The organism is Bradyrhizobium sp. 41S5 (genome assembly GCF_011516665.3).
Classification (GTDB): Bacteria; Pseudomonadota; Alphaproteobacteria; order Rhizobiales; family Xanthobacteraceae; genus Bradyrhizobium; species Bradyrhizobium quebecense.
The window spans coordinates 7,677,826-7,700,711 of record NZ_CP083721.1 but is presented as its reverse complement, the minus strand read 5'-3'; the positions used below and the strand labels follow the sequence as shown (position 1 = coordinate 7,700,711).

Here is a 22,886-nt window from a genome sequence, read left to right as displayed (position 1 = left end):
ATCCTTCGAGGCGCGCAAGAGCGCGCACCTCAGGATGACGGTGATGGATTAACGCTGGCGGCACTCCCCCGCGTCATTGCGAGCGAAACGAAGCAACCCACGCTTCAACGCGGGCAAGGATGGATTGCTTCGTCGGTTTGGCACAAAATTGTTTTGCAATTTAGTCGCGAGCTCCTCGCAATGCCGTGGTCGCACTGCCGCCTCACCCCACCATGCGGTCGCGGCCGGACCAGAAGCGCGCTTTCAGCACCTTCTTGTCGACCTTGCCGACGCCGGTCATCGGCAGCTCCTTGACGAACTGGATCTGCTTCGGCGCGTGCGCCGAGCCTTTCTTCGCCTTGACCAGGCTGATCAGCTCGTCGGCGTCGGGCACAGCGCCCTCGCGCGCCACCACGACGGCGGTGACGGCCTCGCCCCATTTGTCGTCGGGCACGCCGACCACCGCGACCATCGCGACGTCGGCGTGCTGCGACAGCGCATCCTCGACTTCGCGTGGAAAGATGTTGAAGCCGCCGGAGACGATCATGTCCTTCTTGCGGTCGAGGATGAACATGTAGCCGCGCTCGTCCTTGCGGGCGATGTCGCCGGTGTGCAGCCAGCCGCTCTTCAGGGTCTCCGCCGTGATGTCGGGCCTCTTCCAGTATTCGGCCATCACATGCGTGGCGCGCACGCAGATCTCGCCGGCCGCGCCGGTCGCGACCTCCTGGTCGTCCTGATCGAGGATATTCACCTGGCAGGCGGTGATCGGGAAGCCGCAGGACAGGAACAGCTCCGGCGTCTTCGGGTCATGGTCCGCCTTGCGCAGCACCGAGACCGGATAGCATTCGGTCTGGCCGTAGAGCTGCGAGAACACCGGGCCGATCCGCTCGATGCCTTCGACCAGCCGGCTCGGCGACATCGCGGATGCGCCGTAGAGCAACAGCTCGAGCGAGGAGAGGTCGGTTTTGGGCAGTGCCGGATGATCCAGCATCACATAGATCATGGTCGGCACGAACAGCGTGAAGTTGATCTTCTCGCGCTCGATGGCCTTGAACACGGCTTCCGGATCGAACCCCTTCAGCATGTGCACGGTGCCGCCACGTATCAGCGTCGGCAGCACTTTTGTACCCGCGACATGGCTGATGGGCGCCACCGTCAGGTAGCGCGGCGTCTCCGGGATCTCGAAGTCGGCGAGGATGGCGGCGGCGAAGCCGCCATACTCGCGGTGATAGCGCAGCGCGCCCTTTGATTTTCCGGTCGTGCCGCCGGTATAGTTCAGGGTCGAGATGTCGTCCTCGCGGGCGAAATTCTTCGCGGTCGCGCTGCCGGCATCCTCGACCACCTGCAACAGGTCGGCGCCGTAATCCGCCGGGCCGAGCGTGAACACGGTCTTCAGGCCGGCGGCCTTCGGCGAGCTCGCCCCCACGATCGCGAAACGTGATGCCGTCGACGATCAGCATCTCGGCCTCGGAGTCCTCGATCTGGAACAGCTGGTCGTCGAGCGAGCCGAGCGGGTGCAGCCAGGTGATCGCGAGCCGCGACAATTGCGCGGCGACGCCGGCGCACCAGCTGTCGGCACGGTTGGCGGTGAGCAGCGCGACGCGGGTGCCCGGCGCAAAGCCGATCCGCATGAACACGCTCTGCATCCGTCCGATCAGGTCGGTCGCGCCCTGGTAGCTGAGCGAGCCGCCCGGCCATGCGAAGGCCGTGCGTGACGGATAGCGCGCCAGTGCCCGCAAGGTCTGCTCGCACACCGCCGGAAATGCATAGAGCGGATTGCTCATCTCGTTGTCCCTCCCGCTTTGTCTTTGGCTTCTCTCGTGCCAATGTTGGCGCAACGCTAACACAATGATGCAGGGAAGAAACAACTTGTCCGCTGATCCTCTCGCGCGTTTTCGCGATCGCCTCCGGTTGCCGCTGATTGCCGCGCCGATGTTTCTGGTGTCGGGCGTCGAGCTCGTGGTTGCGGCCTGCCGCAACGGCGTGATCGGCTCGTTTCCGACGGTGAATTGCCGTGAGACGGAACAGCTCGATGCATGGCTCGGCGACATCGCGCGCCGCCTGCAGGCGCATGCCGACGCAGGCGGCAAAGCGGCGGCGCCGATCTGCCCGAACCTGATCGTGCATCGCTCCAACACGCGGCTGCCGCAGGACCTCGCCGTGCTGCTGCGGCACAAGCCCGAGCTCGTGATCACCTCGGTCGGTTCGCCCGCGCCGGTGCTCGGACCTCTGCACGATGCCGGCGCGCTGGTGTTCGCCGACGTCGCTTCGATCCGTCATGCCGAGCGCGCGGTCGCGGCCGGCGCCGACGGGCTCGTGCTGCTCACCGCGGGCGCCGGCGGACAGACCGGCTGGCTCAATCCGTTCGTGTTCGTCCGCGCCGTGCGCGCATTCTTCGACGGCCCGATCGTGCTGGCCGGCGGCATCAGCGATGGCCACGCGCTGCGCGCCGCGGAGGCGCTCGGCTGCGATCTCGCCTATATGGGCACCAAGTTCATCGCGACGCGCGAGAGCATGGCGGACGCGAGATACAAGCAGATGCTGGTCGACTCTACCGCCGATGACATCCTGCTCACGACGGCCTTCACGGGCCTGCAGACCAATATGCTGCGGCCCTCGATCGAGGCCGCCGGGCTCGATCCGGACGACCTGCCGGCGCGCGGCGCGATCGATATCGGCAAGGACATCGACATCGGCGCCCGTGAAAGCCGCCCCAAACGCTGGCGCGACATCTGGAGCGGCGGCCATTCCACCTCAGGGGTGACCGGGGTGCTCGCGGTCGATGATCTGCTGGCGCAGACGATCGCCGAGTACGAGGCGGCGAGCGCGCGGGTGCGGCTCGCCTGATCCATCAAATCCCGGCTGTCCGCTTAACCCGGCATTAACCACGCCAGTCCCAACAATAGCGTCACGGGATGGTCCGCCGCCGCGGCCGGCCGCCCGATAGTTGTGGGAATGCGACATGGCTTTTGAGGCGCACTTCGCCAAGGATCCGGCCAAGACCCCGGCATCGCTGGACGATCTCCGGACCCGCGTGTTCTACGCCCTGCAGCGGCATCCGCTGTGCCGTCAGGTCGAATTCGACATCGTCAGCACGCCGCGTACCCGCCGCACCAACTGGACGGTCAGCCTGCACTCGGTCCAGCCGGGTGCCCTCTGGACGGCGCACGAGATCGTGGCCGACATCCAGGAAGCCTATGAGCTTGGCGCCGCGGCCTGATTTTCGGGCCGTTTCGGGACGATTTCACCTATTTGGCGCTGTCACGGCACGGTAGCGCCGCATTTCTCGCGCAGTTTGCGGCAACACTGGCCGGGAATGGAGCAGTTTTTGACCAGAGCCATCACCCTCGCCGCGCTGACCTGCTTCCTCCTCGCCGGCGCCGCGATAACAGCCATTTTGGGCCGCGACAGCCTGCCCGCGGCGCAGGCCGACATTGGTCCGGTGGCCAATCGCGCCAGCAAGCAGGACAAGCTCGCGGTCACGACACTCGCGACGGCCGCCTTCGAGGAGCCGCGGCCGGCCGAGCCTCCCGCCAGTCCGTCGCCGCTCCTGCTGCGGGCGCAAGCCGCGATCCCGGGCGCGACCGATACCGTGCGCCAGGCCTATGCCTCCGCCGAGCCTGCCGATATCGGCCTGCCCAAGATCAATGACCCCGTGGATGCGGCCCAGCCGCAGATCGCCGAGCCCGCCGCACCGGCGCCGGCCGTCCCCGCCGCGCCACCGAAGCCCAAGGCTGCCGCCAAACCGGCGCCGCAGAAGACCTACGCCCTGCTCAGCGACGCGCAGATCGCCGGCATTAAGGACCGGCTCAAGCTGTCGTCATCCCAGGAGTATTACTGGCCGGCGGTCGAGACTGCGCTGCGCGCCATCGCGCGCAAAATCCACGCCAAGCGCCTGGGCGATCCCGCATCGGGAACCATGCCGATCGATCCCGACTCCGAGGAAGTCCAGCAGCTGAAGTCGGCGGCGATGCCGCTGCTGTTCCAGCTCCGCGACGATCAGAAGAACGAGGTCCGCTCGCTGGCACGCCTGATCGGCCTCGAACGCGTCGCTTCGATGATCTGAGGCAGGGTCGGCCGCACCGATCTGCGGCCGACGAGTTCTAGTGGGCTTCCAGCGGACGCAGCTTGTCCACCTTGCCCTGGGTTTCGACGAGCAGTTGCTTCATGAAGTCCTTGTTGCGCTTGAGCCATGGCTCCAGCGTCTGCCGTACATCGCCCGGCGACTTCTTCTCGATGGCCTGCGCAAGCCGGGTCTGAAACGTCCCCCAATCCTTGAACATCTCCTTCAAGAGCGCATCGTCGGAGATGTTGATCGTCGACTTGATGTCGCCGACGGTCTCGAGCTCGCGCATGTTGCCCTGTCGCAGGATCGAATCGAGGTTTTCCAGGCATTCGTGGTAGCGCTGCAGCAGATCGTCCCATCGCTTGGCGCTGAAGTCATCGTCCAGATTCTCGACCGCGTTGTACAGCGGTTCGAGAAACGACCATCGGAAGCGTCGCGCCAGTCGCAGCAGGATTGAGAGGAAGACGATGTCCTTCGGCATGTTCTGCGCGACCATCAGTCTTGGATCCTCGCTGAATGGCGGCATCGGCACGAAGATGATTACGACCGAGAAGGGCGTGTTGTCGAGATATTCAAGCCGGGCGATGACCGGTTGATACAGCTTCAAATCGCGGAAGATCGGACTGAGGACCTGCTCGCGGCTTCGCCGGCTGGCAATGTCCACGTCGGAGAACGAGTTCGCGACGTAGCTCGTCAACTCGTCGAGCCAGGCGCCGCTGTCATACCGGTTCTGTGCGCTGAGCAGGTCCTCCCAGTCGAGATCAGCCGTATCGGGGCCGGACAGCAGCGTGGTGGTGGCGGGATCCGCCTCCAGCCTGGCATCCGTCAGGAATCCCCGCGCACGGTCTGAAGGCGGCAATGCCTTCAGCGCATCGGCCTTCTGCCGGAACGACAACTCGTCGCTGAACACGATGCGAAGCCGCAGACGAAACAGCTCTTCCGGGCGGGTGATCTGCATGAACTGCGCGTGCAGGTCCTTCACCGCCTCGTTGAAGTCGCGGGCGTGATTGGCGTTCAGTTTCGGCCGCAGCGGTACGGCACCGAAGGTCGGCCGCACGAACAGATCTTCGAGAAACCGCCGGACCTCGTCCTCGCCGATCCCGTAAAACTCGTTCTCCGCCAGCATCGGAAACGAGGGTGAGCTATCGACCGAGAACCACAGCACCTTTGACATGAGCTTCAGCGCGCGCTTGTAGCCGTCGAACTGCGAAATCTCGGATGCGCACCACGTCCAATTATGTTCGGCATTGGTGTGGATGAAGATCAGGCAGTCTGCCTTCGCCGTGTTGTCGATCATCCATTGGCGCCATTCCGCGCCGCCGGGAATTTCCTCGCACACAAAGCATTCCACCGAACGCTGACCGTCCAGGCTGCTGAGATATTCGAGCCGCGCCTTCAACAGACGCGCGAGAAATCTGTCTTCGGCGCGATGGCTGATAAAGACCGAAAAATCATTTGGCATGGCAAAATCCGATCTGCATGAATTTGATGCGACGGCTGGCCGTGTCTCGTCGGCCGAATGCCGCGGCTGCACGTCCTGCCGCGGACAGAATGATAGCTGGTCTCTGAAATGCGCGATCGCCGAGCGCGAAAAAGAAAAACCGCCTGCCAGTGATCTACATCACTATACCTTAGGGTGTGCCATGTGCAAGATACCAGGGAACCGGCGCGCGACGCTTGTCGTGCTCCGGTGCGGACTGGCTAAAATTTTTCGAAACTTTGCCGATGTGTCGATTTGAACGCATCGCTTCATGTCATGACCTGGCGCGGTTTGCGCCTGGTCGCACGACCAATTGAGCCTTCGGCCGTGATCGGCCGGCCGTATCGAGATCAGCAAAAGTCATAGTCGGGTGGCAGTCATGCCGAAGACCAAGCAGCAGCATCTCGATCGTGACGCCGGGCCGAAGCGGATATTGGCACTCGACGGTGGCGGCATTCGCGGCATTCTGACGCTCGAATATGCCGGCGCCATCGAGACGATGCTGCGCCAACGCTTCGGCAAGGACGACCTGCTGCTTTGCGATTACTTCGATCTGATCGGAGGCACCTCGACCGGGTCGATCATCGCAGCCGGGCTTGCCTGCGGCATGACCGTGGACGCCTTGAAGAAGCTGTATCGCTCGATCGGCACGGACATCTTTCAGGAATCGTTCTGGCGGCGGGGGCTCCTGGCGCCGAAATTCAATTCCGATGCCTTGCAGCACGCGCTCGATGCGCAGCTCGGCGCCGACACCGAGATCGGCGGCGATCGCATCCGCACCGGCTTGATGATCATGACCAAGCGTCTTGATACCGGCAGCCCCTGGCCGCTGCATAACAATCCGGACGCCGTCTTTGCCAAGCAGGACGGCGCGTTGCGGCTGACCCAAGTGGTGCGCGCCAGCACCGCGGCGCCGACCTATTTCAAACCGGAGGAGATCACGATCTCGGCGCGCGACGGTCACACGGTCAGCGGCGCCTTTGTCGACGGCGGCGTCAGCCCGTTCAACGATCCGGCTCTGCAACTCCTGATGCTCGCGGCACTCCATGGCCACGGCTTTCGGTGGCACACGGGCAAGGACAAGCTCCTGCTGATCTCGGCGGGTACCGGCGTATTCAGGTCGACCTACCCGACGGAGCAGATCCTTCACATGCCGGCGGCGGAGCAGGGTGTGCGCTCGCTGCAATCGCTCATGGATGATTGCAGCCGGCACAATCACGGCATGCTGCAATGGCTGACCAATTGCCTGACGCCGTGGCCGATCGATCGCGCGGTGACGGATATGATCGCGGACAGCCAAAACGGGCCGCAACTCGCGACCTATGCGCGCTACAATGTGCTGCTGGAAGCGGCTTGGCTGAAGGAGAAGCTCCGCATCGATCGGACACCGGACGCGCTTGCGAAGGTCGCAGCGATGGACGACCCGAAGAACATGGACGAACTCGCCGGGATCGGGCAGCTCGCCGCGAAGGAGCAGGTCAAGCCGGAACATTTCCCACAGGCCTTCGATCTCACGTGATGCCGCGCACCACGGCGTCACAACACGCGGATCCCGGCTTCGACAAGAAATTCGCCTTCAGTTAGGTTGGTCACCTGGACACAATGATCCAATCATGAGTCGGGGTGTCGCGATGGCCACGGAACAAGACGCCAAATCACCGAACACGGTGGTTCTCTTCAGCGGTCACATGATCGATGCGCCAGATCGAAAGACGCCACGCTTTCCTCCGGACAAGGAGCCCGCCGCAGCCGCGGCGATCGCGGCCGCGCTTGCGCGGATCGGGGTCAGCGAAGGCGATCTTGCTATCTGCGGCGGGGCCTGCGGCGGCGATCTCCTGTTTGCGGAAGCCGCTCTCGTGCAGGGCATGCGGCTCGAAATCTACATTCCGTTTGAAGAGCCGACCTTCCTGGCCGGCTCGGTGGATTTCGCCGGTGGCAATTGGCGTGCGCGCTATTTCGCGGCGAAATCGAAAGCGACGCTCCATGTCATGCCCGACGAGCTGGGGCAACTACCGGCCGGCGAGAACGCCTACGAGCGCGACAATCAATGGATGCTGGAGCGCGCCGCCCGGTTTGGCGACGAGAAGATCGCCTTCATCTGCCTGTGGAACGGCGAGGGCGGCGATGGCCCTGGCGGCGCGAAGCACCTGATGGAAGAGGCGGGGCGCAAGACGACCTGGATTTACTGGCTGGATACAAGAAAATTGTGGGACTGAAGGAATTGCAAGATGCCGTCGTGTTTCATGGTCATGCCTTACGGCCGCAAGCCGACCCAGGCCGACCCCAAGTTTGGTCCAGCCGAGATCGATTTCAACGCGCTTTGGGATCGTGCTTACGTTCCGGCCATCAAGGCCCTTGGCTACGATCCGGTGCGGGCCGATCAGGACACCAGCGCGTTGATCGTCAGCGAGATGCTGGAGCGGATCTACTTCGCCGATCTGGTGCTGGCCGACATGACGATTCCGAATGGCAACGTCTATTATGAGGTCGGCATTCGCCACGCATCACAGAAGACGGGATGCGTCCTGCTTGCGGCCGACTGGTCCAAGCAATTGTTCGACGTCGTCCAGATGCGGACCCTCCGCTACCCGCTGCCCGAAGGTGAGATCACCGAGGCGACCGCCGCCGCGATGCAGGCTGCCATCAAGGATCCTATCAAGACGCTCGCCGCCGGCATTTCGCCGATGCATCAGTCGATCCCGGGCTATCCCGACAAGGTCGATCCACACAAGGCGACCGTGATGCGAGGCCAGCTCGCCGAGCAAGCCGCGTTTCAGACCAAGATACGCGCGGTGCGCGCGGCGGCCGCGGATCAGCGCATGGCGCGGGCCCAAGCGCTGATCGCGACCGAGGGAAGTCCGCCCGCCACTTATGCAAAGGCGCTAGCTTTGTTGCTGATGCTGCGCGACTGCGTCAACGATGCTGCCGACTGGAACATCGTGCTGGACTTTATTAGCAAGCTTCCCGACTGCTTCGCCAACGAGCCTGAAGCGCAGGAAAATCGTGCATTTGCCGCGGCCCAGGCCGGCGACGACATCCAGGCCATTGCCGAGATCCAGACATTGATCGATTTCGCGGGGCCGACGCCGGAACGGCTCGGCTTGATGGGGGGCCGCCACAAACGCCTCGCCAGAGCCGCACCGGCCGACTCCCCTCGCCGCAAGGAGGAGCTCGAGAAGGCGATCGACTGTTATCAGCAGGGTATGGAGCTCGATCTCAACGCCTATTATTGCTCCAGCAACTTGCCCCGTCTCTATCGTGCCCGGGGCAACCCGGGAGACGAGGATCTTGCGCAGGCCACCGTGCGGGTCGCGATTGCCGCCTGCGAGCGGGCCAGACGATTGCAGCTTGCCGACGAATGGCCGCGCCCGACGCAGCTTGCCGCGGCCTTTGATCTCGGTGATCCCGACAAGGCCGAGGAACTGGCAATGCAGGTGGTTGCCGAGGGGCAAGCGAAATGGAAGGTGAGCAGTGTCCTTCGCGACCTCGAAGCCAGTCTCCAATACGTCACCGACCCAGCAAAGCGCGCGCGATTGTCTGCCGTCATCGACAGGATCAAAACGGCCTGACCGCGCGGCTGGGCATACACCTCAGCCAAGCCGCATCGATAGCTCGACATCTTCGCCGAACGGTACCGACAAATAGCCGCTCGCCGGCGAGCGCACCCGTGCCAGATAGTCGGGGCTGTGGTCGGCATTGTCGGCGATGACGAAGGCGCCCGGCTTCAGGCGGCGCTCCACGAGATCGAGGATGTCGGGGTAGAGCGCCTTGGCGCCGTCGAGCAGTACGAGGTCGATCGTATCGGGCAGATCGGTGCGCAGCGTCTTGAGCGCGTCGCCCTCGCGGATCTCGACCAGGTCGTCAACGCCGCCGGCGGCGAGATTGTCCCGGGCGCGCGCCACCTTGGAGGGCTCGAATTCGGATGTGATCAGCCGGCCGCCGCCATTATCGCGCAGCGCGGCGGCGAGGTGCAGCGTCGAGATGCCGAACGAGGTGCCGAACTCGACGATGTTACGCGCCCGCGCGCCGCGCGCCAGCATGTAGAGCAGAGCACCGGTCTCGCGCGAGACCGCGAGCGGCACATTGTTCAGGCGGCCGTAGAGCGCGCGGTAGTCGGTCTTGCTCCGCATCAGGCGCGCCTGTTGCTCATCGGAAAAGTCGGCCACTGCGAGCTGGGTCTCCTCGTCCGCGGCGGAAGCTTGCGCGAACAGGCGGTCGAGCAGGCCCGCGAGCTCAGGTGATGAAATGAGGGTGGTCATGGCGGTCTCCGGTCTGAAAAGCGGCGCGTCCTTGCGCCTCGCCAGAAATACGATTAATTATTCGCATTCGCTAATCGCATTCCCCAGGGCGTTCATGACCGGACGGCGAAGCTCTTCAATTTCCTCGCGAAAACAGCCGCAACAGGCCCGCTCGGCCGAACTCGTCGCGGCGATCCTCGATGCCGCTGTTCAGGTTTTGACGAAGGAGGGCGCGCAGCGTTTCACCACGGCACGGGTGGCCGAGCGGGCCGGCGTCAGCGTCGGCTCGCTGTACCAGTATTTTCCGAACAAGGCGTCGATCCTGTTCCGGCTGCAGAGCGATGAGTGGCGGCAGAACTCCAGCCTGCTCCGCAACATTCTCGCAGACCGCACGCGGCCGCCATTGGAGCGGTTGCGTTCGCTGGTGCACGCCTTCATCCGCTCCGAATGCGAGGAGGCCGCGGTGCGCGTCGCACTCAATGACGCCGCGCCGCTCTATCGCGACGCGCCCGAAGCGCGCGAGGCGCGTGCATCGGGCGAGCGCATCGTCGAGGTCTTCATGCGCGAGGCATTGCCGAAAGCTTCCGACGCGGTCCGCGCGACGGCCGGCGATCTGATCACGACCACGATGAGCACGGTGGGCAAGGATTTTTCAGAGAGCCCGCGAAGTCAGGCCGAGATCGAGACCCATGCGGACGCAATGGCCGACATGTTCTGCGCGTATCTGAAGAGTGTCGCAAAGCGCTGAAGCGCGCGCAGCAAATCCGGCCGTCGTTCACAGGTAGTGCTTGGCGACCAGCAGAAACCCGAGCACGCCGCCGGTTACAGTGAAAACGGCCACGCCATTGCAGAAACTGATGTAAGCGGCGGACCAATACGAAACGGTCTGAGAGGCCGTCGCAACTTTCTTCGGTTTCCGAGGCAAGCCATGCATTCCTGGAAAAGGCGCCGCCACCTGGTCAACGCAGGTGACGGCGCCCGTCTGAGGGCTTCAGGGCGAAACCCCGCCTCAGCGTAAGTCGCGACGATGAACGGTTCGTATGTCGCGTCGAGGTTCCCTAGAACGAAGCGTAAGCGTTTCGGAACGCGATGGCGCCAGCCAATGAGCGCGGCCGCGTGCGCACGGCATGCCCGTCGTTGCCGCTCTGGACGATCCACTGGCCGTTCTCGTGGCCCACGATCTTGCCGACGTGGTGACGCCAGACCACGATCGCGCCGACCGAAGGGCCGCCTGCATTACTGCCGTATCGCGCCCAGGATCGCGCCAGATTGTATTGCGGACCGGGATCGCTGCCGACCTGCGTGCGCATGAACCACCCGCACCACGCAGCGGGGCGACCGGAATGTGCATGGTGTCGATGATGGTGATGACGGCCGCGAGCTTCTGCAGCAGATGAAGCGAAGGCCAAAAGCACGGCGACAGCCGCGAGAGTTTTACGCATTACAAAGTCCTCTTGTTGTTGGCAGACCATCCTGGTTGTGGGAGGGGCGCAGCGATGATCTGCGATTTGGTTGCGAAGCGACCGCACCGGCCAGGCGACGCAAAACAGAGGCGGGACATGGCCCGCTCGGGCCTTTAAGAAACGGGCTATGGCCAAAATATGGCCGATAAATCCCGTCTGGCGGCTGAGACATGGCCCGACATGCTCTGCGCATAACTGGAAGAGCCGCGCACAGCGCTGATAGCGGCAGAATTGCTCCGAGAGCATGTTCCCGGGTACCGCGTCACGCAGAACCGGGTTAACAGAAGCGCCCTGCGGCAGACGGAGCTCCGCTTCGCTCAGACCAGCGTTGCTTCAGAGGCCACGCCGCGATCCGACAGGAGAGCCAGTTCGCTGGCAAGCAATCGTGAACCTCGAGCAGCGGCTGAACGAACTCAACATCGAGCTGCCGATGTCGGCAGCGGCCGGCGGTGCCTACGCGCCGGTCGTGGTCCATGGCGACACGATCTATGTCAGCGGTCAGCTCCCGCGCGACGGCGACAAGGTGCATGTCGTCGGCCAGGTTGGCCGCGATGTCACACTGGAGGAAGCCAAGCGGGGTGCACGGCTGGCGCTGATCCGCGGATTGGCCGCGATCAAGGCGCATCTGGGGTCGCTCGACAATGTCACGCAGATCTTGAAGCTCACCGTGTTCGTGCACAGCGCCGCGGATTTTAGCGGTCAGACCGCGGTCGCTGACGGCGCATCGGAGTTCATCATGGAGCTGTTCGGTCCGGAGCGGGGACTGCACACCAGGACGAGCGTTGGGGTCGCGCAGCTTCCGCGCAACGCATCTGTCGAGGTCGAGTTGATCGCAGCGCTGGCGCGCTAGGCCGCAGCGGCGCCTTCTGCCTTCCGTGCCAATTTCGCGGAGCATCTGAGCCAGAAGCGTCTATGCATTGACGGCTTCTGAGCTTCGGGACGACACTCATGCCAACAAGCAGGCCCCTCGGTCGATCGTGTTCGTTCGCGTTGCTTTGGCGAGGTGGTGCGAACCGGGTGTGGGTGTGGGCCGTCGCTCGTTCTGATGGCGTAAGGCGAAGCGGCAATGCGTTCGTCATTGCGCTGAACGTTCAGTAAAATTTTCCACTAAACATCAGGGGGAGCCCAGCGCTTGGTGCCCTCCACTATCGGCATTGGTGCACTGCAGCGATTGGCCTTTGTAGGATAGCCCTGCCAGCCCCTCTTGAGGTTCGCAAGAAATCGGCTTGACGGGTTCCTGAATTTAGTAATACGTTTAGTATTACAAAAACGATAAACATCGCACATCGAGCTGATGTGTGGGAGGAGCCCCGCCATCCGGACCCCAACTTCCGGAGGCGTTCAGTCTCGCTCTCCATCATCGCTCATCAACTCGGTTTCGAAGTCTCGGCGTCAATCCGGCAGGGATGCGCCGGGCGAGTTAGGTGCTTCAACGATACGGAGGAAATGGATATGCGAAGATTGGGATGGTTACGCAGTACGGTGGCGTCCGCGGTCGTTGCGGCCGCAGCACTTGGGGTTCTCGGCGGCGGGGAAGCCGCAGCGCAAGGCAAGCAGCTCACGCTGTGCTGGGCGGCATGGGATCCGGCCAACGCGCTGGTCGAGCTGGGCAAGGACTTCACCAAGCAATCCGGCATCGAGATGAAATACGAGTTCGTCCCCTGGACGAGCTACGCCGATCGCTTCCTCAACGAGCTCAACTCGCACGGCAAGCTCTGCGACCTGATCATCGGGGACAGCCAATGGATCGGCGGCGCCGCCGAGAACAAATGGTACGTCAAGCTCAACGACTTCTTCGACAAAGAGAAGATCTCGATGGACGATTTCGTCCCGGCGACCGTCGTCGGCTACTCGCAGTGGCCGAAGAACACGCCGAACTACTGGGCACTGCCGGCCATGGCCGATGCGGTGGGCTGGACCTACCGCAAGGACTGGTTCTCGCGGCCGGAAATTCAATCCGCGTTCAAGGCCAAGTACGGCCGCGATCTGGCGCCGCCGAAGACCTATGACGAGCTGAAGCAGATCGCCGAGTTCTTCCAGGGTCGCGAGATCGACGGCAAGAAGGTCTATGGCGCCTACATCTTCACCGAGCGGGGCTCGGAAGGCATCACGATGGGCGTGACCAACGTGCTCTACAATTACGGCTTCGCCTACGAAAATCCGAAGAAGCCGTACCAGATGCAGGGCATCGTCAATTCCGCAGACGCGGCCAAGGGTCTCGAGTTTTACAAGGAGCTCTACAAGTGCTGCACGGCGCCGGGCATGACCAACGCTTACATGCAGGAAGGGCTTGATGCCTTCAAGTCCGGCCAGGTCGCGATGCAGATGAACTGGTTCGCCTTCTTCCCCGGGCTCTACAAGGATCCGAATGTCGGCGGCGACAAGATCGGCTTCTTCGTCAACCCGGCCGGTCCCAAGGGGCATTTCACGCAGCTCGGCGGGCAGGGCATCTCGGTGGTGGCAACCTCCGAGCACAAGGATGACGCGCTCGCCTACATCAAATGGTTCGCGCAGCCTGCCGTGCAGCAGAAATGGTGGCAGATAGGCGGCTACTCGGCGCTCAAGGCGGTGGTCGATGCGCCCGACTTCCCGAAGAGCGCGGCGTTCGCGCCGCAATTCCTGGAGTCGATGGGCATCGTCAAGGACTTCTGGGCCGAGCCGTCCTACGCGCAGCTGTTGCTCGACATGCAAAAGCGGGTGCATGACTACGTCGTCGCCGACAAGGGCACGTCACAGCAGGCGCTCGATCTCCTGGTCAAGGACTGGACCAAGGTGTTCAAGGAGCAGGGCAAGGAAGTCGCCTCGCAATAGCGCCCGCCCGCACATCGCCTGAACTGGATTCCCCGAGGCGTGCCTCGGGGAATCTGAACCGGCCCAGCCCCGCTGATGGAAACGATGACGACGATCCTCCAACCCGATCATGCTACGATCCCAGGCGTGAGCAAGCCTGTAAAATCCCGCGCCGGGCGGCGCGTCCACGGCCTGTCGGACCGGGCCATCGCCTGGCTGTTCGTCGCGCCGACGATTGCGCTGCTGCTCGCGATCAACATCTTTCCGCTGATCTGGATGATCCGGCTGTCCTTCACCAACCTCAACCTCAGCATGTCCTATCTGCCGCTGCGGTTCGTTGGCCTCGACAATTTCAGGGACATTCTCACCGACGAGGACGTCTGGTTCCGGCTGCAGACCACGGCGCAGTTCGTGATCTCGTCGGTGGCGTTGCAGGTGGTCATAGGCTTCGGCCTGGCGCTCCTGATCAACCGCCAGTTTCGCGGCCACAGCTTCTGGACCACGATCATCCTGCTGCCGATGATGCTGTCGCCGGCGGTGGTCGGAAATTTCTGGACGCTGCTGCTGCAGCCGCAGATCGGGCCGTTCAACTATCTGATCAGCCTGTTCACCGGCGTACCGCCGAGCTCGTTCAGCATGACCGGGCAGGTGTCGCTGGCGCCGTGGACCATCGTGCTGGTCGATACCTGGATGTGGGCGCCCTACGTGATGCTGATCTGCCTCGCCGGGTTGCGCTCGATCCCCGACTACATCTATGAGGCCGCGGAAGTCGATCGCGCCTCGGCCTGGCGGCAGTTCTGGTCGATCACGCTGCCGATGACGGTGCCGTTCCTGATGCTCGCGGTGCTGTTCCGCGCGATCGAGAACTTCAAGATGTTCGACATGGTCAACCTCCTGACCTCGGGCGGGCCGGGCTCGACCACCGAGCTGGTGTCGATCTCGCTGAAGCGCGCGGCGTTCGAGAAGTGGCGCACCGGCTATTCCTCGGCGCTCGCCATCATCCTGTTCGTGACCGTGTTCGGCGCCGCCAACATCTACGTCAAGACGCTCAACAAGGTGAAGCAACGATGACCGCTGCCGCCACCAAATCGACCGCGCACTCGATCGTCGAGGCCTCGCCGCGCACCAAGGCGTTCGCCGGCGGCCTCGTCATCCTCTATGCCGTGATCACGATCCTGCCGCTGCTGTGGATCGTCGCCACCGCGTTCAAGTCGCAGAGCGACGCCATCGCCTATCCGCCTAAGGTGATCTTCGAGCCGACCCTCGAAGGCTACGTGAACTTGTTCACCGTGCGGACGCGCCAGACGCCGGATTTCATCGCCAAGCTGCCGCCGCCGGAAACCTGGTACGACAAGCTGGTGCGCCAGCGGGACATGGTGATCGCCGGGCCGTCCAAGGTCGTGCCGCGCTTCGTCAACTCGTTGATCATCGGCTTCGGCTCGACCTTCCTCGCGGTCTTCCTCGGCACGCTCGCGGCCTACGCGTTCTCGCGCTTCCGCATCCCGCTGGCGGACGACCTGCTGTTCTTCATTCTCTCGACGCGCATGATGCCTCCGGTCGCGGTGGCGATCCCGATCTATCTGATGTACCGGCAGCTCAATCTGACCGACACGCGGCTCGGCATGATCCTGCTCTACACCGCCGTGAACGTCTCGCTGGCGGTCTGGCTGCTCAAGGGCTTCATCGACGAGATTCCGCGCGAATACGAGGAGGCGGCGCTGGTCGACGGCTATACGCGGCTGCAGGCGCTGCGCAAGGTGGTGTTGCCGCAGGCCGTCACCGGGATCGCGGCGACCGCGATCTTCTGCCTGATCTTCTCCTGGAACGAGTACGCCTTCGCGGTGCTGCTGACCAGCGGCGAGGCGCAGACCATGCCGCCCTTCATCCCGTTCATCATCGGCGAGGGCGGGCAGGATTGGCCGGCGGTTGCCGCGGCGACCACGTTGTTTGTCGTTCCGATCGTCATGTTCACCGTGCTGTTGCGCAAGCATCTGCTGCGCGGCATCACCTTCGGAGCGGTGCGCAAATGAGCAGCTCAGTGGTTGCCAAAGGTGGCGTAGCGCGCTGGTTTCGTCGCGGGCCGTGGGAGGCCATCGCGATGACCTTGATCGGAGGTGGCATTGTCATGCTGGTGCAGCCCTGGTCGATCGATCTCTACAGCTACTCGTTCGTGACGATCCTTGCAGGCACGGTCGGCTTCGTCGTCGTCAGCCATTTTCCGGAATAGGCCATGGCACAGATCCGAATCGAAAACCTGCGCAAGTCGTTCGATCAGTTCACCGCGGTGCAAGGCTCGACCTTCACGATCGACGACGGGACGTTCTTCGCGATGCTCGGGCCTTCCGGCTGCGGCAAGACCACCACGTTGCGCATGATTGCCGGCCTCGAGTTGCCGACCGAAGGCAAGATTCTGCTCGATGGCGAGGACGTCACCTTCCACCGCGCGGCCGCGCGCGATATCGCCTTCGTGTTCCAGCTGTTCGCGCTCTATCCGCACATGAATGTCGGGGAGAACATCGGCTTTCCCCTGAAGTGCCAGGGCATGGGCCGGCATGAGATCCGCCAGCGGGTGCAGGAGACCGCGCGGATGTTGCAGATCGAACACCTGCTGTCGAGCAAGACCTCGAAACTGTCGGGCGGCGACCGGCAGCGCGTCGCGCTCGGGCGCGCCATGGTGCGGCGGCCGAAGGCGTTCTTGATGGACGAGCCGCTGGGCGCGCTCGACGCCGAGTTTCGCCATTTGATGTGCGGCGAGCTGCGCGACCTGCACGATCGCATCAAGGCGACCACGGTCTATGTCACGCATGACCAGCTCGAGGCGATGTCGATGGCCGACCAGATCGCCGTCATGAACAAGGGACGTGTCGAGCAGATCGGCACGCCGCAGGAGGTCTATGACCGACCCGCGAGCATGTTCGTGGCCGAGTTCATCGGCTCGCCGCCGATGAACTTCCTGCGCTTCGAGGGCGGCATGCGATCCGGCGACCGTGCGATCAGCTTCCATGACACGAGGCTCGCGGTGCCGGAGATCCGCGAGGACCGCGCCAGCGCGCCGCTGGCGCTCGGCGTCCGTCCGGAGCATATCCGCTTCGCCGACGCGGGCGCCGTTCGCGGCGAGGTGTTCGGCGCGGAATATCTCGGCACCACGCAGATCGTCACCGTCGACACGGCCTATGGGCGGGTCGCGGCGCGGCTGCCGTCCAGCGCTTCGGTGCGGATCGGCGAGACCATCGGCCTCGAATTCAACGCCGCGCGGCTGGCGCTGTTCGACGTCGGCAGCGGCCTTGCGATCCGGACCGCCAGCGAGGAGGGCGTGCGCCATGGCTGACGTCACCCTGCGCAACGTCAACAAGCGCTTCGGCGCGGTGGACGCGGTCCGCGACCTGTCGCTGACGGTGAACGACGGCGAGTTCCTGGTCCTGCTCGGGCCGAGCGGCGCCGGCAAGACTACGACGCTGCGGCTGATCACCGGACTGGAGAGCCCCGATACGGGTTCCGTGATGATCGACGGGCGCGACGTGACGCATGATCCGCCCGGCTCGCGGGACATCGCCTTCGTGTTCCAGCAATATTCGCTGTATCCGCATCTGACGGTCTACGACAATCTGGCGTTTCCGCTGCGCTCTCCCGCGCGGCGCGTCGCGGAGCCGATCATCCGCAAGCGCGTCGAACAGACCGCGGAGCTGCTGCATATCGCAAGCAAGCTGAACAACCGTGCCACCCGGCTGTCCGGCGGCGAGATGCAGCGCGTGGCGATCGGCCGGGCCCTGGTCCGCGATCCCTCGATCTATTTGATGGACGAGCCGCTGTCCTCGCTCGATGCAAAACTCCGCGCCGAGCTTCGGCTCGAACTCAAGCGGATCCAGATCGAGCTGGGCGCGACCATCCTTTACGTCACCCACGATCAGGTCGAGGCGATGACGATGGCCTCGCGGATCGGCGTGATCAGGGACGGCCAGTTGCTTCAGCTCGGCACGCCCCGGGATATCTACGAAAGCCCGTCCACTAGCTACGTCGCCTCGCGGCTCGGCACGCCTCAGATTAATTTCCTGCCGGCTCGCCTGCTCTCCGACGTCGCGATGCCGTCCGGAACCGAGACGGTCGGCATTCGCACCGAGCATCTTCAGCTTGCCGCGCGCAATGGCGGGCAGATGGTCGGCCGCGTGCATCGGGTCGAGCACCTCGGCGAGCAGAATCATATTCATCTGGACTATAAGGGCGAGACGCTGGTGACGCTGGCGGATCCGCATCAGCCGCTGCAGGCCGGCCAGGAGGTCGACTTGCATCTGGTGCGTCCGTTGTGTTTCGACCGCGCCGGGCAGCGTATTGCCGCAGCGGTTCATTAGAGGGGCGAGAGGATCGAGGAGATGTCGGTGCCATCAGAGACATTCAAGTCGTTGGTCAAGGCGGCCGCAGAGCAGGTCATCGCCAGCGCGCCGGAGTTAACCAGCCTCGATCAGGCGATCGGCGACGGCGACCACGGGACCAACATGAAGCGCGGTTGCGAAGCCGTGCTCGGCAAGCTCGATGCGATCTCGGCGCAGCCACTCGATGAAGCGCTGAAGATGATCGGCAAGACCCTGGTGATGACGGTCGGCGGTGCCTCCGGGCCGCTCTATGGCAGCTTCTTTCTTGCCGCCGGCGAGGCGCTCTCGAATGACAAGCACCTGCCCGAGGATCTCGCCGACGTGTTCGGCAGCGCCGTGAACGCAGTGAGCGCGCGTGGCCGCTCGCAGGCTGGCGAGAAGACGATGCTGGATGTGCTGGTTCCGGTGCTGGAGACGTTGAAGACGGCGGCCGGTCAGCCGGATCTGATCGCGCGGGTGCGCACCACTGCGATCGAGGCGGTCGAGCGGACCGCGCCGATGCAGGCCACCAAGGGACGCGCGTCGTTCCTCGGCGCGCGCAGCGTCGGGCATGTCGATCCCGGGGCGCGGTCGAGCTGCCTGCTGGTGCAGGCGGTGTGCGCCGGCCTGGAGGCGCGTCCATGACCGACACCGTGGGAATCGTGATCGTCTCGCACTCCAGCGACATCGCCAAGGGAACCGCCGACATGGTGCGGCAGATGGTCGGCAGCGAGGTCAAGGTGGCGTTCTGCGGCGGCAATCCCGACGGTGGATTGGGCACCAGCGTGCCGCTGATCATCGACGCCATCAATGACGCCTGGTCTCCGAAGGGTGTCGCGGTGCTCGTCGATCTCGGCGGTGCCGAAACCAACAGCGAAATGGCGGTGGAGATGCTGGAGCCCGCGCGGCGCGATCTCGTTGTCGTCTGCAACGCGCCGATCGTCGAGGGCGCCGTGATGGCGGCGACCGAAGCGGCGGGCGGCAGCTCGCTGGCCCAGGTCAAGGCCGTGGCCGAGGAACTCTCTGCCGATTGAGATGTCGGCGAAGCGATGATGGATGATGAGTATGCTTGATAAAGCGGACGGACAGATCTTCACCGGCAATGTGCGGCTGGTGCATGCTGTGGGCATGCACGCGCGCCCGGCGGTCAAGCTGACCAAGCTTGCCAAGAAGTTCCAGGCGCAGATCTCGGTGCGGGTCGCGGGTGCGCCCGAGTGGATCAATGCCAAGAGCGTGGCCAAGATCATGGCGATGCGCGCCGCGCACGGCAGCACGATCGAGATCAAGGCATCCGGCAGCGACGCCGAGGCCGCCGTCGCAGCCCTGGTCGACCTGGTTGCCAGCGATTTTCCGGATGGAGCAGGCTAGCATGCAGGGCGGCGCTGCAGGATCGGCTTACCGCGGCAGGACCGCCTCGATCGGCTTTGCCCATGGTCCGCTGGTCCGCGTCGATGCGGGCGCCGGTGGCGAGCGGGTCGCCGGCACGCTGGTCGAGGAGGCGCTCGCCTTGCGCAAGGCGATCGATCTTGCAAGCGGGCAGATCGCCGATCTTGCCGCCAGCGCCGGCGGCGAAGCCGCGCAGATCCTCGAATTCCAGGTCGCATTGCTGGAGGATGAGGATCTGATCGAGGCGATCTTCGCGTCGATCGGCGAGGGGCGTCCGGCCGACGTCGCATGGCGCTCGACGCTCGACGCGCAGATCGCGGAGTACAATTCGGCGGCGGATGAGTATCTGCAGGCGCGCTCGTCGGACCTTGCGGACCTGCGCGACCGCGTGGTCCACATCTTGCGCGGCGACGAAGGCGAGCCGCTGAAGATCCCGAGCGGAGGCGTCGTCTGTGCCGACGACCTGCCGCCGTCGCGTTTCCTGGAGATCGACTGGTCCGGCGGCGGCGGCCTGGCGCTGCTGCACGGCAGTCCGACCAGCCACGTCGCGATGCTGGCGCGGGCGCGCGGCATCCCGATGGTCGTGCAGCTCGGCGCCATCCCAAATGCCGGCGCCACGGCGCTGCTCGATGGCGAAGGCGCGACGCTCGAGCTCGATCCCAGCGCCGAGCAGGTGCGCATCTTCGAGAAGCGGCGCGAGAGTCACCGCAAGAGCAGGGCATCCGCCCGCGCGATCCTGCGGCGGCCGACGGCCTCGTGGCGCGGCGAACACATCAAGCTCCTGATCAATATCCAGCGGGTCGACGACCTCGATGATGCGGACGCGCAATATGCCGATGGCATCGGGCTGATGCGGACGGAATTCCTGCTCGCCGGGCGGAGTGACCTGCCGGATGAGGAGACCCAATTCCAGGCCTACGACGCGGTATTGCGCTGGGCCGGAGCGCGGCCCGTCACGATCCGCACATTCGATGCCGGCGGCGACAAGCCGGTGCCCGGCTTTACATTCGACGGCGAAGCCAACCCGTTCCTCGGCGTGCGCGGCTTGCGGCTCTGCCTGGCCCGGCCCGAGATTTTTGCCGTCCAGCTCCGCGCGCTGGCGCGCGCCGCGGTGCGCGGCAATCTCAAGGTCATGTTCCCGATGGTGACGTCGGCGGACGAGCTCGAGGCGGGACGGAAGCTGTTCGTCGGCGTCGTGCAGCGCTTGCAGGCGGACGGCATTGCCGCGATGCTCCCGGAACTCGGAATCATGGTCGAGGTTCCGGCGGCGGCCCTGGCGGTTTCGAGCTTCAAGGCGTCGTTCTTCTCGATCGGCTCGAACGATCTCGCGCAGTATGTGCTGGCCTGCGATCGTTCCAACGGAGCTCTCGCCCCCCTGATGGACCCTCTACATCCCGCAGTCCTCGAACTGATCGCGCGGACCGCCGAGCACGGCCGCCGCGCCGGCATCGGCGTCAGCCTGTGCGGCGACATGGCGGGTGATCCGCGCTGTCTTCCCGCGCTTCTGAATTGCGGCCTGCGCGAATTGTCCGTGAACGCATCGGCGCTGGCGCAGATCAAGCAGACCATCGACCGGCTGAGCAGCGGAGGCAGTGTTGGCTGACGCGGCGGCCGATGAAGCGCCCGAAGCCGGCGCGGTTGCGGTCTACAAGCGCATCTTCAAGGAAGTGTTGGAGAGCCGCCCGTCCGGCATGCGGCTGCGCCTGGCCCATGCCATCGGCAAGAACCGCAGCTTCGTCAGCCAGATCAGCAATCCGGCCTATCCGGTGCCGATTCCGGTGCAGCATCTCAACACGATCTTCGATGTTTGCCACTTCCCGCCGCAGGCGAAGACCGCCTTCTTGCGCGCCTATGCGCGCGCGCATCCGCGCCGCGTCGGCCGGCTGAGCGAAGGCTCGCACGAGCGGACACTGACATTGCATCTGCCGGATCTCGGCAGCGCCAAGCGCAACGCCGAGCTCGACGCGCTGCTGCAGGAATTCACGCGGCGCCTGATCGGCATCATGCGGGAAAAATAGGCGAAAGCGCCGAACGAAGCGGGGAGGACACCATGAAGAAGTTCATCAATGCGGTCGACAATTTGCTCGGTGAAAGCCTCGACGGCTTCGTCGCCGCGCATGCCGATCTGGTCGTGCTGGGCGCCGAGCGCAAATTCGTGCGTCGCCGCGAGCTGAACGGCAAGAAGGTCGCGCTGGTCTCGGGCGGCGGCAGCGGGCATGAGCCGCTGCATGCCGGCTTCGTCGGCTACGGCATGCTGGATGCGGCCTGTCCCGGACAAGTGTTCACCTCCCCGACGCCCGACCAGATCGTCGAGGCCGCGCAGGCGGTCGCGGGCGATGCCGGCGTGCTGTTCATCGTCAAGAACTACGCGGGCGACCGCATGAATTTCGAGATGGCCGCCGAGATCGCCGAAGGCCGCACCGCCACCATCGTGACCGATGACGACGTCGCGGTCGAGAAATCGACCTACAGCATCGGGCGCCGCGGCGTCGCCGGCACGTTGATCGTCGAGAAGATTGTCGGCGCCGCCGCCGAGAAGGGCGCCGATCTCAAGACCTGTGTGGCGCTCGGCGAGCGCGTCAACGCGCGGACGCGTTCGATGGGCGTAGCGCTGACCAGCTGTACCGTCCCGGCCGCGGGCACCCCGACCTTCACGCTCGGCGCAGACGAGATGGAGATGGGCGTCGGCATCCACGGCGAGCCGGGCCGCCGCCGCGTCAAGCTCGCCGAGGCCGACGCGGTCGCATCGGAAATGACGGCCGCCATCGCCGACGATCTCGCTGCGCCCGCAGGTTCGGAGGCCCTGTTGCTGGTCAACGGCTTCGGCGGCACCCCGACGATCGAGCTCTATCTGATGTACAACGCCGCGCGCCGCATGCTCGAGCGGCGCGGCCTGCGCATCGCGCGCTCGCTGGTCGGCAGCTACGTCACCTCGCTGGATATGGCCGGCTGCTCGCTCACCGTGAGCCTGCTCGATGCCGAGACGTCCGCGTTGTGGGACGCCCCGGTGCGCACAGCCGCATTGAATTGGTGATCGCCGCCGCTGTCATCGGCATGGGGCCTCGTTGGGCCAGTCTGCCTTCGCCAAGGCTCCGGCGGGACAGCCTTCGCCGCTTCGCATCGACAGAATGCATCCGG

23 protein-coding genes and 1 pseudogene are annotated in these 22,886 nt (G+C 64.5%); 20 read left to right on the top strand and 4 right to left on the bottom strand.

Annotated features, from left to right (window positions below; translation table 11 throughout):
• Positions 1 to 202: 202 nt before the first annotated feature.
• Positions 203 to 1,763 (bottom strand): annotated as a pseudogene (locus HAP47_RS41450) (AMP-binding protein).
• 64 nt (positions 1,764 to 1,827) lie between these two features.
• Here HAP47_RS41450 and HAP47_RS36900 point away from each other — a divergent pair.
• The 3 genes from HAP47_RS36900 (at position 1,828) to HAP47_RS36890 (ending at position 4,045) form a co-directional block, all read left to right on the top strand.
• Positions 1,828 to 2,826, top strand: a complete 999-nt coding sequence (locus HAP47_RS36900; RefSeq protein WP_371821720.1) for an NAD(P)H-dependent flavin oxidoreductase — start codon at positions 1,828 to 1,830, stop codon at positions 2,824 to 2,826.
• A 115-nt stretch (positions 2,827 to 2,941) separates the two neighbouring features.
• Positions 2,942 to 3,199: a hypothetical protein gene (locus HAP47_RS36895; protein ID WP_173643803.1), complete on the top strand. Its 258-nt coding sequence runs from the start codon at positions 2,942 to 2,944 to the stop codon at positions 3,197 to 3,199.
• Between the two features lie 108 nt (positions 3,200 to 3,307).
• Positions 3,308 to 4,045 (top strand): hypothetical protein, encoded by a 738-nt coding sequence (locus HAP47_RS36890; RefSeq protein ID WP_173643804.1) that lies wholly within the window; start codon positions 3,308 to 3,310, stop codon positions 4,043 to 4,045.
• A 37-nt stretch (positions 4,046 to 4,082) separates the two neighbouring features.
• On the opposite strand, the gene HAP47_RS36885 is transcribed toward HAP47_RS36890, so the two are convergent.
• Positions 4,083 to 5,507, bottom strand: a complete 1,425-nt coding sequence (locus tag HAP47_RS36885; RefSeq protein WP_173643805.1) for a toll/interleukin-1 receptor domain-containing protein — start codon at positions 5,505 to 5,507, stop codon at positions 4,083 to 4,085.
• 397 nt (positions 5,508 to 5,904) lie between these two features.
• On the opposite strand from HAP47_RS36885, the gene HAP47_RS36880 reads away from it, so the two are divergent.
• From HAP47_RS36880 to HAP47_RS36870, 3 genes are all read left to right on the top strand, one after another.
• Entirely contained in the window at positions 5,905 to 7,044 is a 1,140-nt protein-coding gene (locus HAP47_RS36880; RefSeq protein ID WP_173643806.1) for a patatin-like phospholipase family protein, read from the top strand.
• 112 nt (positions 7,045 to 7,156) lie between these two features.
• Entirely contained in the window at positions 7,157 to 7,741 is a 585-nt protein-coding gene (locus HAP47_RS36875; RefSeq protein WP_210285304.1) for a hypothetical protein, read from the top strand.
• Between the two features lie 12 nt (positions 7,742 to 7,753).
• On the top strand, positions 7,754 to 9,094 hold the full coding sequence (locus HAP47_RS36870) for a TRAFs-binding domain-containing protein (RefSeq protein WP_173643807.1): 1,341 nt from the start codon (positions 7,754 to 7,756) through the stop codon (positions 9,092 to 9,094).
• Between the two features lie 21 nt (positions 9,095 to 9,115).
• On the opposite strand, the gene HAP47_RS36865 is transcribed toward HAP47_RS36870, so the two are convergent.
• Entirely contained in the window at positions 9,116 to 9,784 is a 669-nt protein-coding gene (locus HAP47_RS36865; RefSeq protein ID WP_173643808.1) for an O-methyltransferase, read from the bottom strand.
• Positions 9,785 to 9,878: 94 nt separating this feature from the next.
• On the opposite strand from HAP47_RS36865, the gene HAP47_RS36860 reads away from it, so the two are divergent.
• A complete protein-coding gene (locus tag HAP47_RS36860) occupies positions 9,879 to 10,511 on the top strand; it encodes a TetR family transcriptional regulator (protein ID WP_173643809.1) in 633 nt (210 codons plus the stop codon).
• A 310-nt stretch (positions 10,512 to 10,821) separates the two neighbouring features.
• Here the strand turns inward: HAP47_RS36860 and HAP47_RS36855 are convergent, their stop codons facing one another.
• The gene (locus HAP47_RS36855; protein ID WP_097673702.1) at positions 10,822 to 11,073 is read right to left on the bottom strand and encodes a hypothetical protein; all 252 of its coding nucleotides are present in this window, start codon (positions 11,071 to 11,073) and stop codon (positions 10,822 to 10,824) included.
• A gap of 538 nt (positions 11,074 to 11,611) precedes the next feature.
• Here HAP47_RS36855 and HAP47_RS36850 point away from each other — a divergent pair.
• From HAP47_RS36850 to dhaK, 13 genes are all read left to right on the top strand, one after another.
• Positions 11,612 to 12,076, top strand: coding sequence for a RidA family protein (locus tag HAP47_RS36850; protein ID WP_173643810.1), 465 nt, complete (start codon positions 11,612 to 11,614; stop codon positions 12,074 to 12,076).
• A gap of 602 nt (positions 12,077 to 12,678) precedes the next feature.
• Positions 12,679 to 14,037, top strand: coding sequence for an ABC transporter substrate-binding protein (locus tag HAP47_RS36845; RefSeq protein WP_173643811.1), 1,359 nt, complete (start codon positions 12,679 to 12,681; stop codon positions 14,035 to 14,037).
• Positions 14,038 to 14,112: 75 nt separating this feature from the next.
• Positions 14,113 to 15,087 (top strand): carbohydrate ABC transporter permease, encoded by a 975-nt coding sequence (locus HAP47_RS36840; protein ID WP_173643812.1) that lies wholly within the window; start codon positions 14,113 to 14,115, stop codon positions 15,085 to 15,087.
• Positions 15,084 to 16,046, top strand: a complete 963-nt coding sequence (locus HAP47_RS36835) for a carbohydrate ABC transporter permease (protein WP_173643813.1) — start codon at positions 15,084 to 15,086, stop codon at positions 16,044 to 16,046. Before HAP47_RS36840 ends, HAP47_RS36835 begins: the two co-directional genes overlap by 4 nt.
• On the top strand, positions 16,043 to 16,243 hold the full coding sequence (locus HAP47_RS36830) for a hypothetical protein (RefSeq protein ID WP_173643814.1): 201 nt from the start codon (positions 16,043 to 16,045) through the stop codon (positions 16,241 to 16,243). The genes HAP47_RS36835 and HAP47_RS36830 overlap by 4 nt, the downstream gene beginning before the upstream one ends.
• 3 nt (positions 16,244 to 16,246) lie before the next feature.
• Positions 16,247 to 17,344 (top strand): ABC transporter ATP-binding protein, encoded by a 1,098-nt coding sequence (locus HAP47_RS36825; protein ID WP_173643815.1) that lies wholly within the window; start codon positions 16,247 to 16,249, stop codon positions 17,342 to 17,344.
• Positions 17,337 to 18,362: an ABC transporter ATP-binding protein gene (locus tag HAP47_RS36820; protein WP_173643816.1), complete on the top strand. Its 1,026-nt coding sequence runs from the start codon at positions 17,337 to 17,339 to the stop codon at positions 18,360 to 18,362. The genes HAP47_RS36825 and HAP47_RS36820 overlap by 8 nt, the downstream gene beginning before the upstream one ends.
• Before the next feature lie 21 nt (positions 18,363 to 18,383).
• Positions 18,384 to 19,007, top strand: a complete 624-nt coding sequence (gene dhaL, locus HAP47_RS36815; protein ID WP_173643817.1) for a dihydroxyacetone kinase subunit DhaL — start codon at positions 18,384 to 18,386, stop codon at positions 19,005 to 19,007.
• Positions 19,004 to 19,396 (top strand): dihydroxyacetone kinase phosphoryl donor subunit DhaM, encoded by a 393-nt coding sequence (dhaM, locus tag HAP47_RS36810; RefSeq protein ID WP_092118687.1) that lies wholly within the window; start codon positions 19,004 to 19,006, stop codon positions 19,394 to 19,396. Before dhaL ends, dhaM begins: the two co-directional genes overlap by 4 nt.
• Positions 19,397 to 19,427: 31 nt before the next feature.
• Entirely contained in the window at positions 19,428 to 19,730 is a 303-nt protein-coding gene (locus HAP47_RS36805) for an HPr family phosphocarrier protein (RefSeq protein WP_371821719.1), read from the top strand.
• A 1-nt stretch (position 19,731) separates the two neighbouring features.
• Positions 19,732 to 21,351 carry a phosphoenolpyruvate--protein phosphotransferase gene (gene ptsP, locus HAP47_RS36800; RefSeq protein WP_173643956.1) on the top strand — a complete coding sequence of 540 codons (1,620 nt, stop codon included), beginning with the start codon at positions 19,732 to 19,734 and terminating at the stop codon, positions 21,349 to 21,351.
• Positions 21,344 to 21,766 (top strand): hypothetical protein, encoded by a 423-nt coding sequence (locus HAP47_RS36795; protein ID WP_173643818.1) that lies wholly within the window; start codon positions 21,344 to 21,346, stop codon positions 21,764 to 21,766. Before ptsP ends, HAP47_RS36795 begins: the two co-directional genes overlap by 8 nt.
• Before the next feature lie 32 nt (positions 21,767 to 21,798).
• A complete protein-coding gene (gene dhaK / locus HAP47_RS36790; protein WP_173643819.1) occupies positions 21,799 to 22,782 on the top strand; it encodes a dihydroxyacetone kinase subunit DhaK in 984 nt (327 codons plus the stop codon).
• Positions 22,783 to 22,886: the final 104 nt, after the last annotated feature.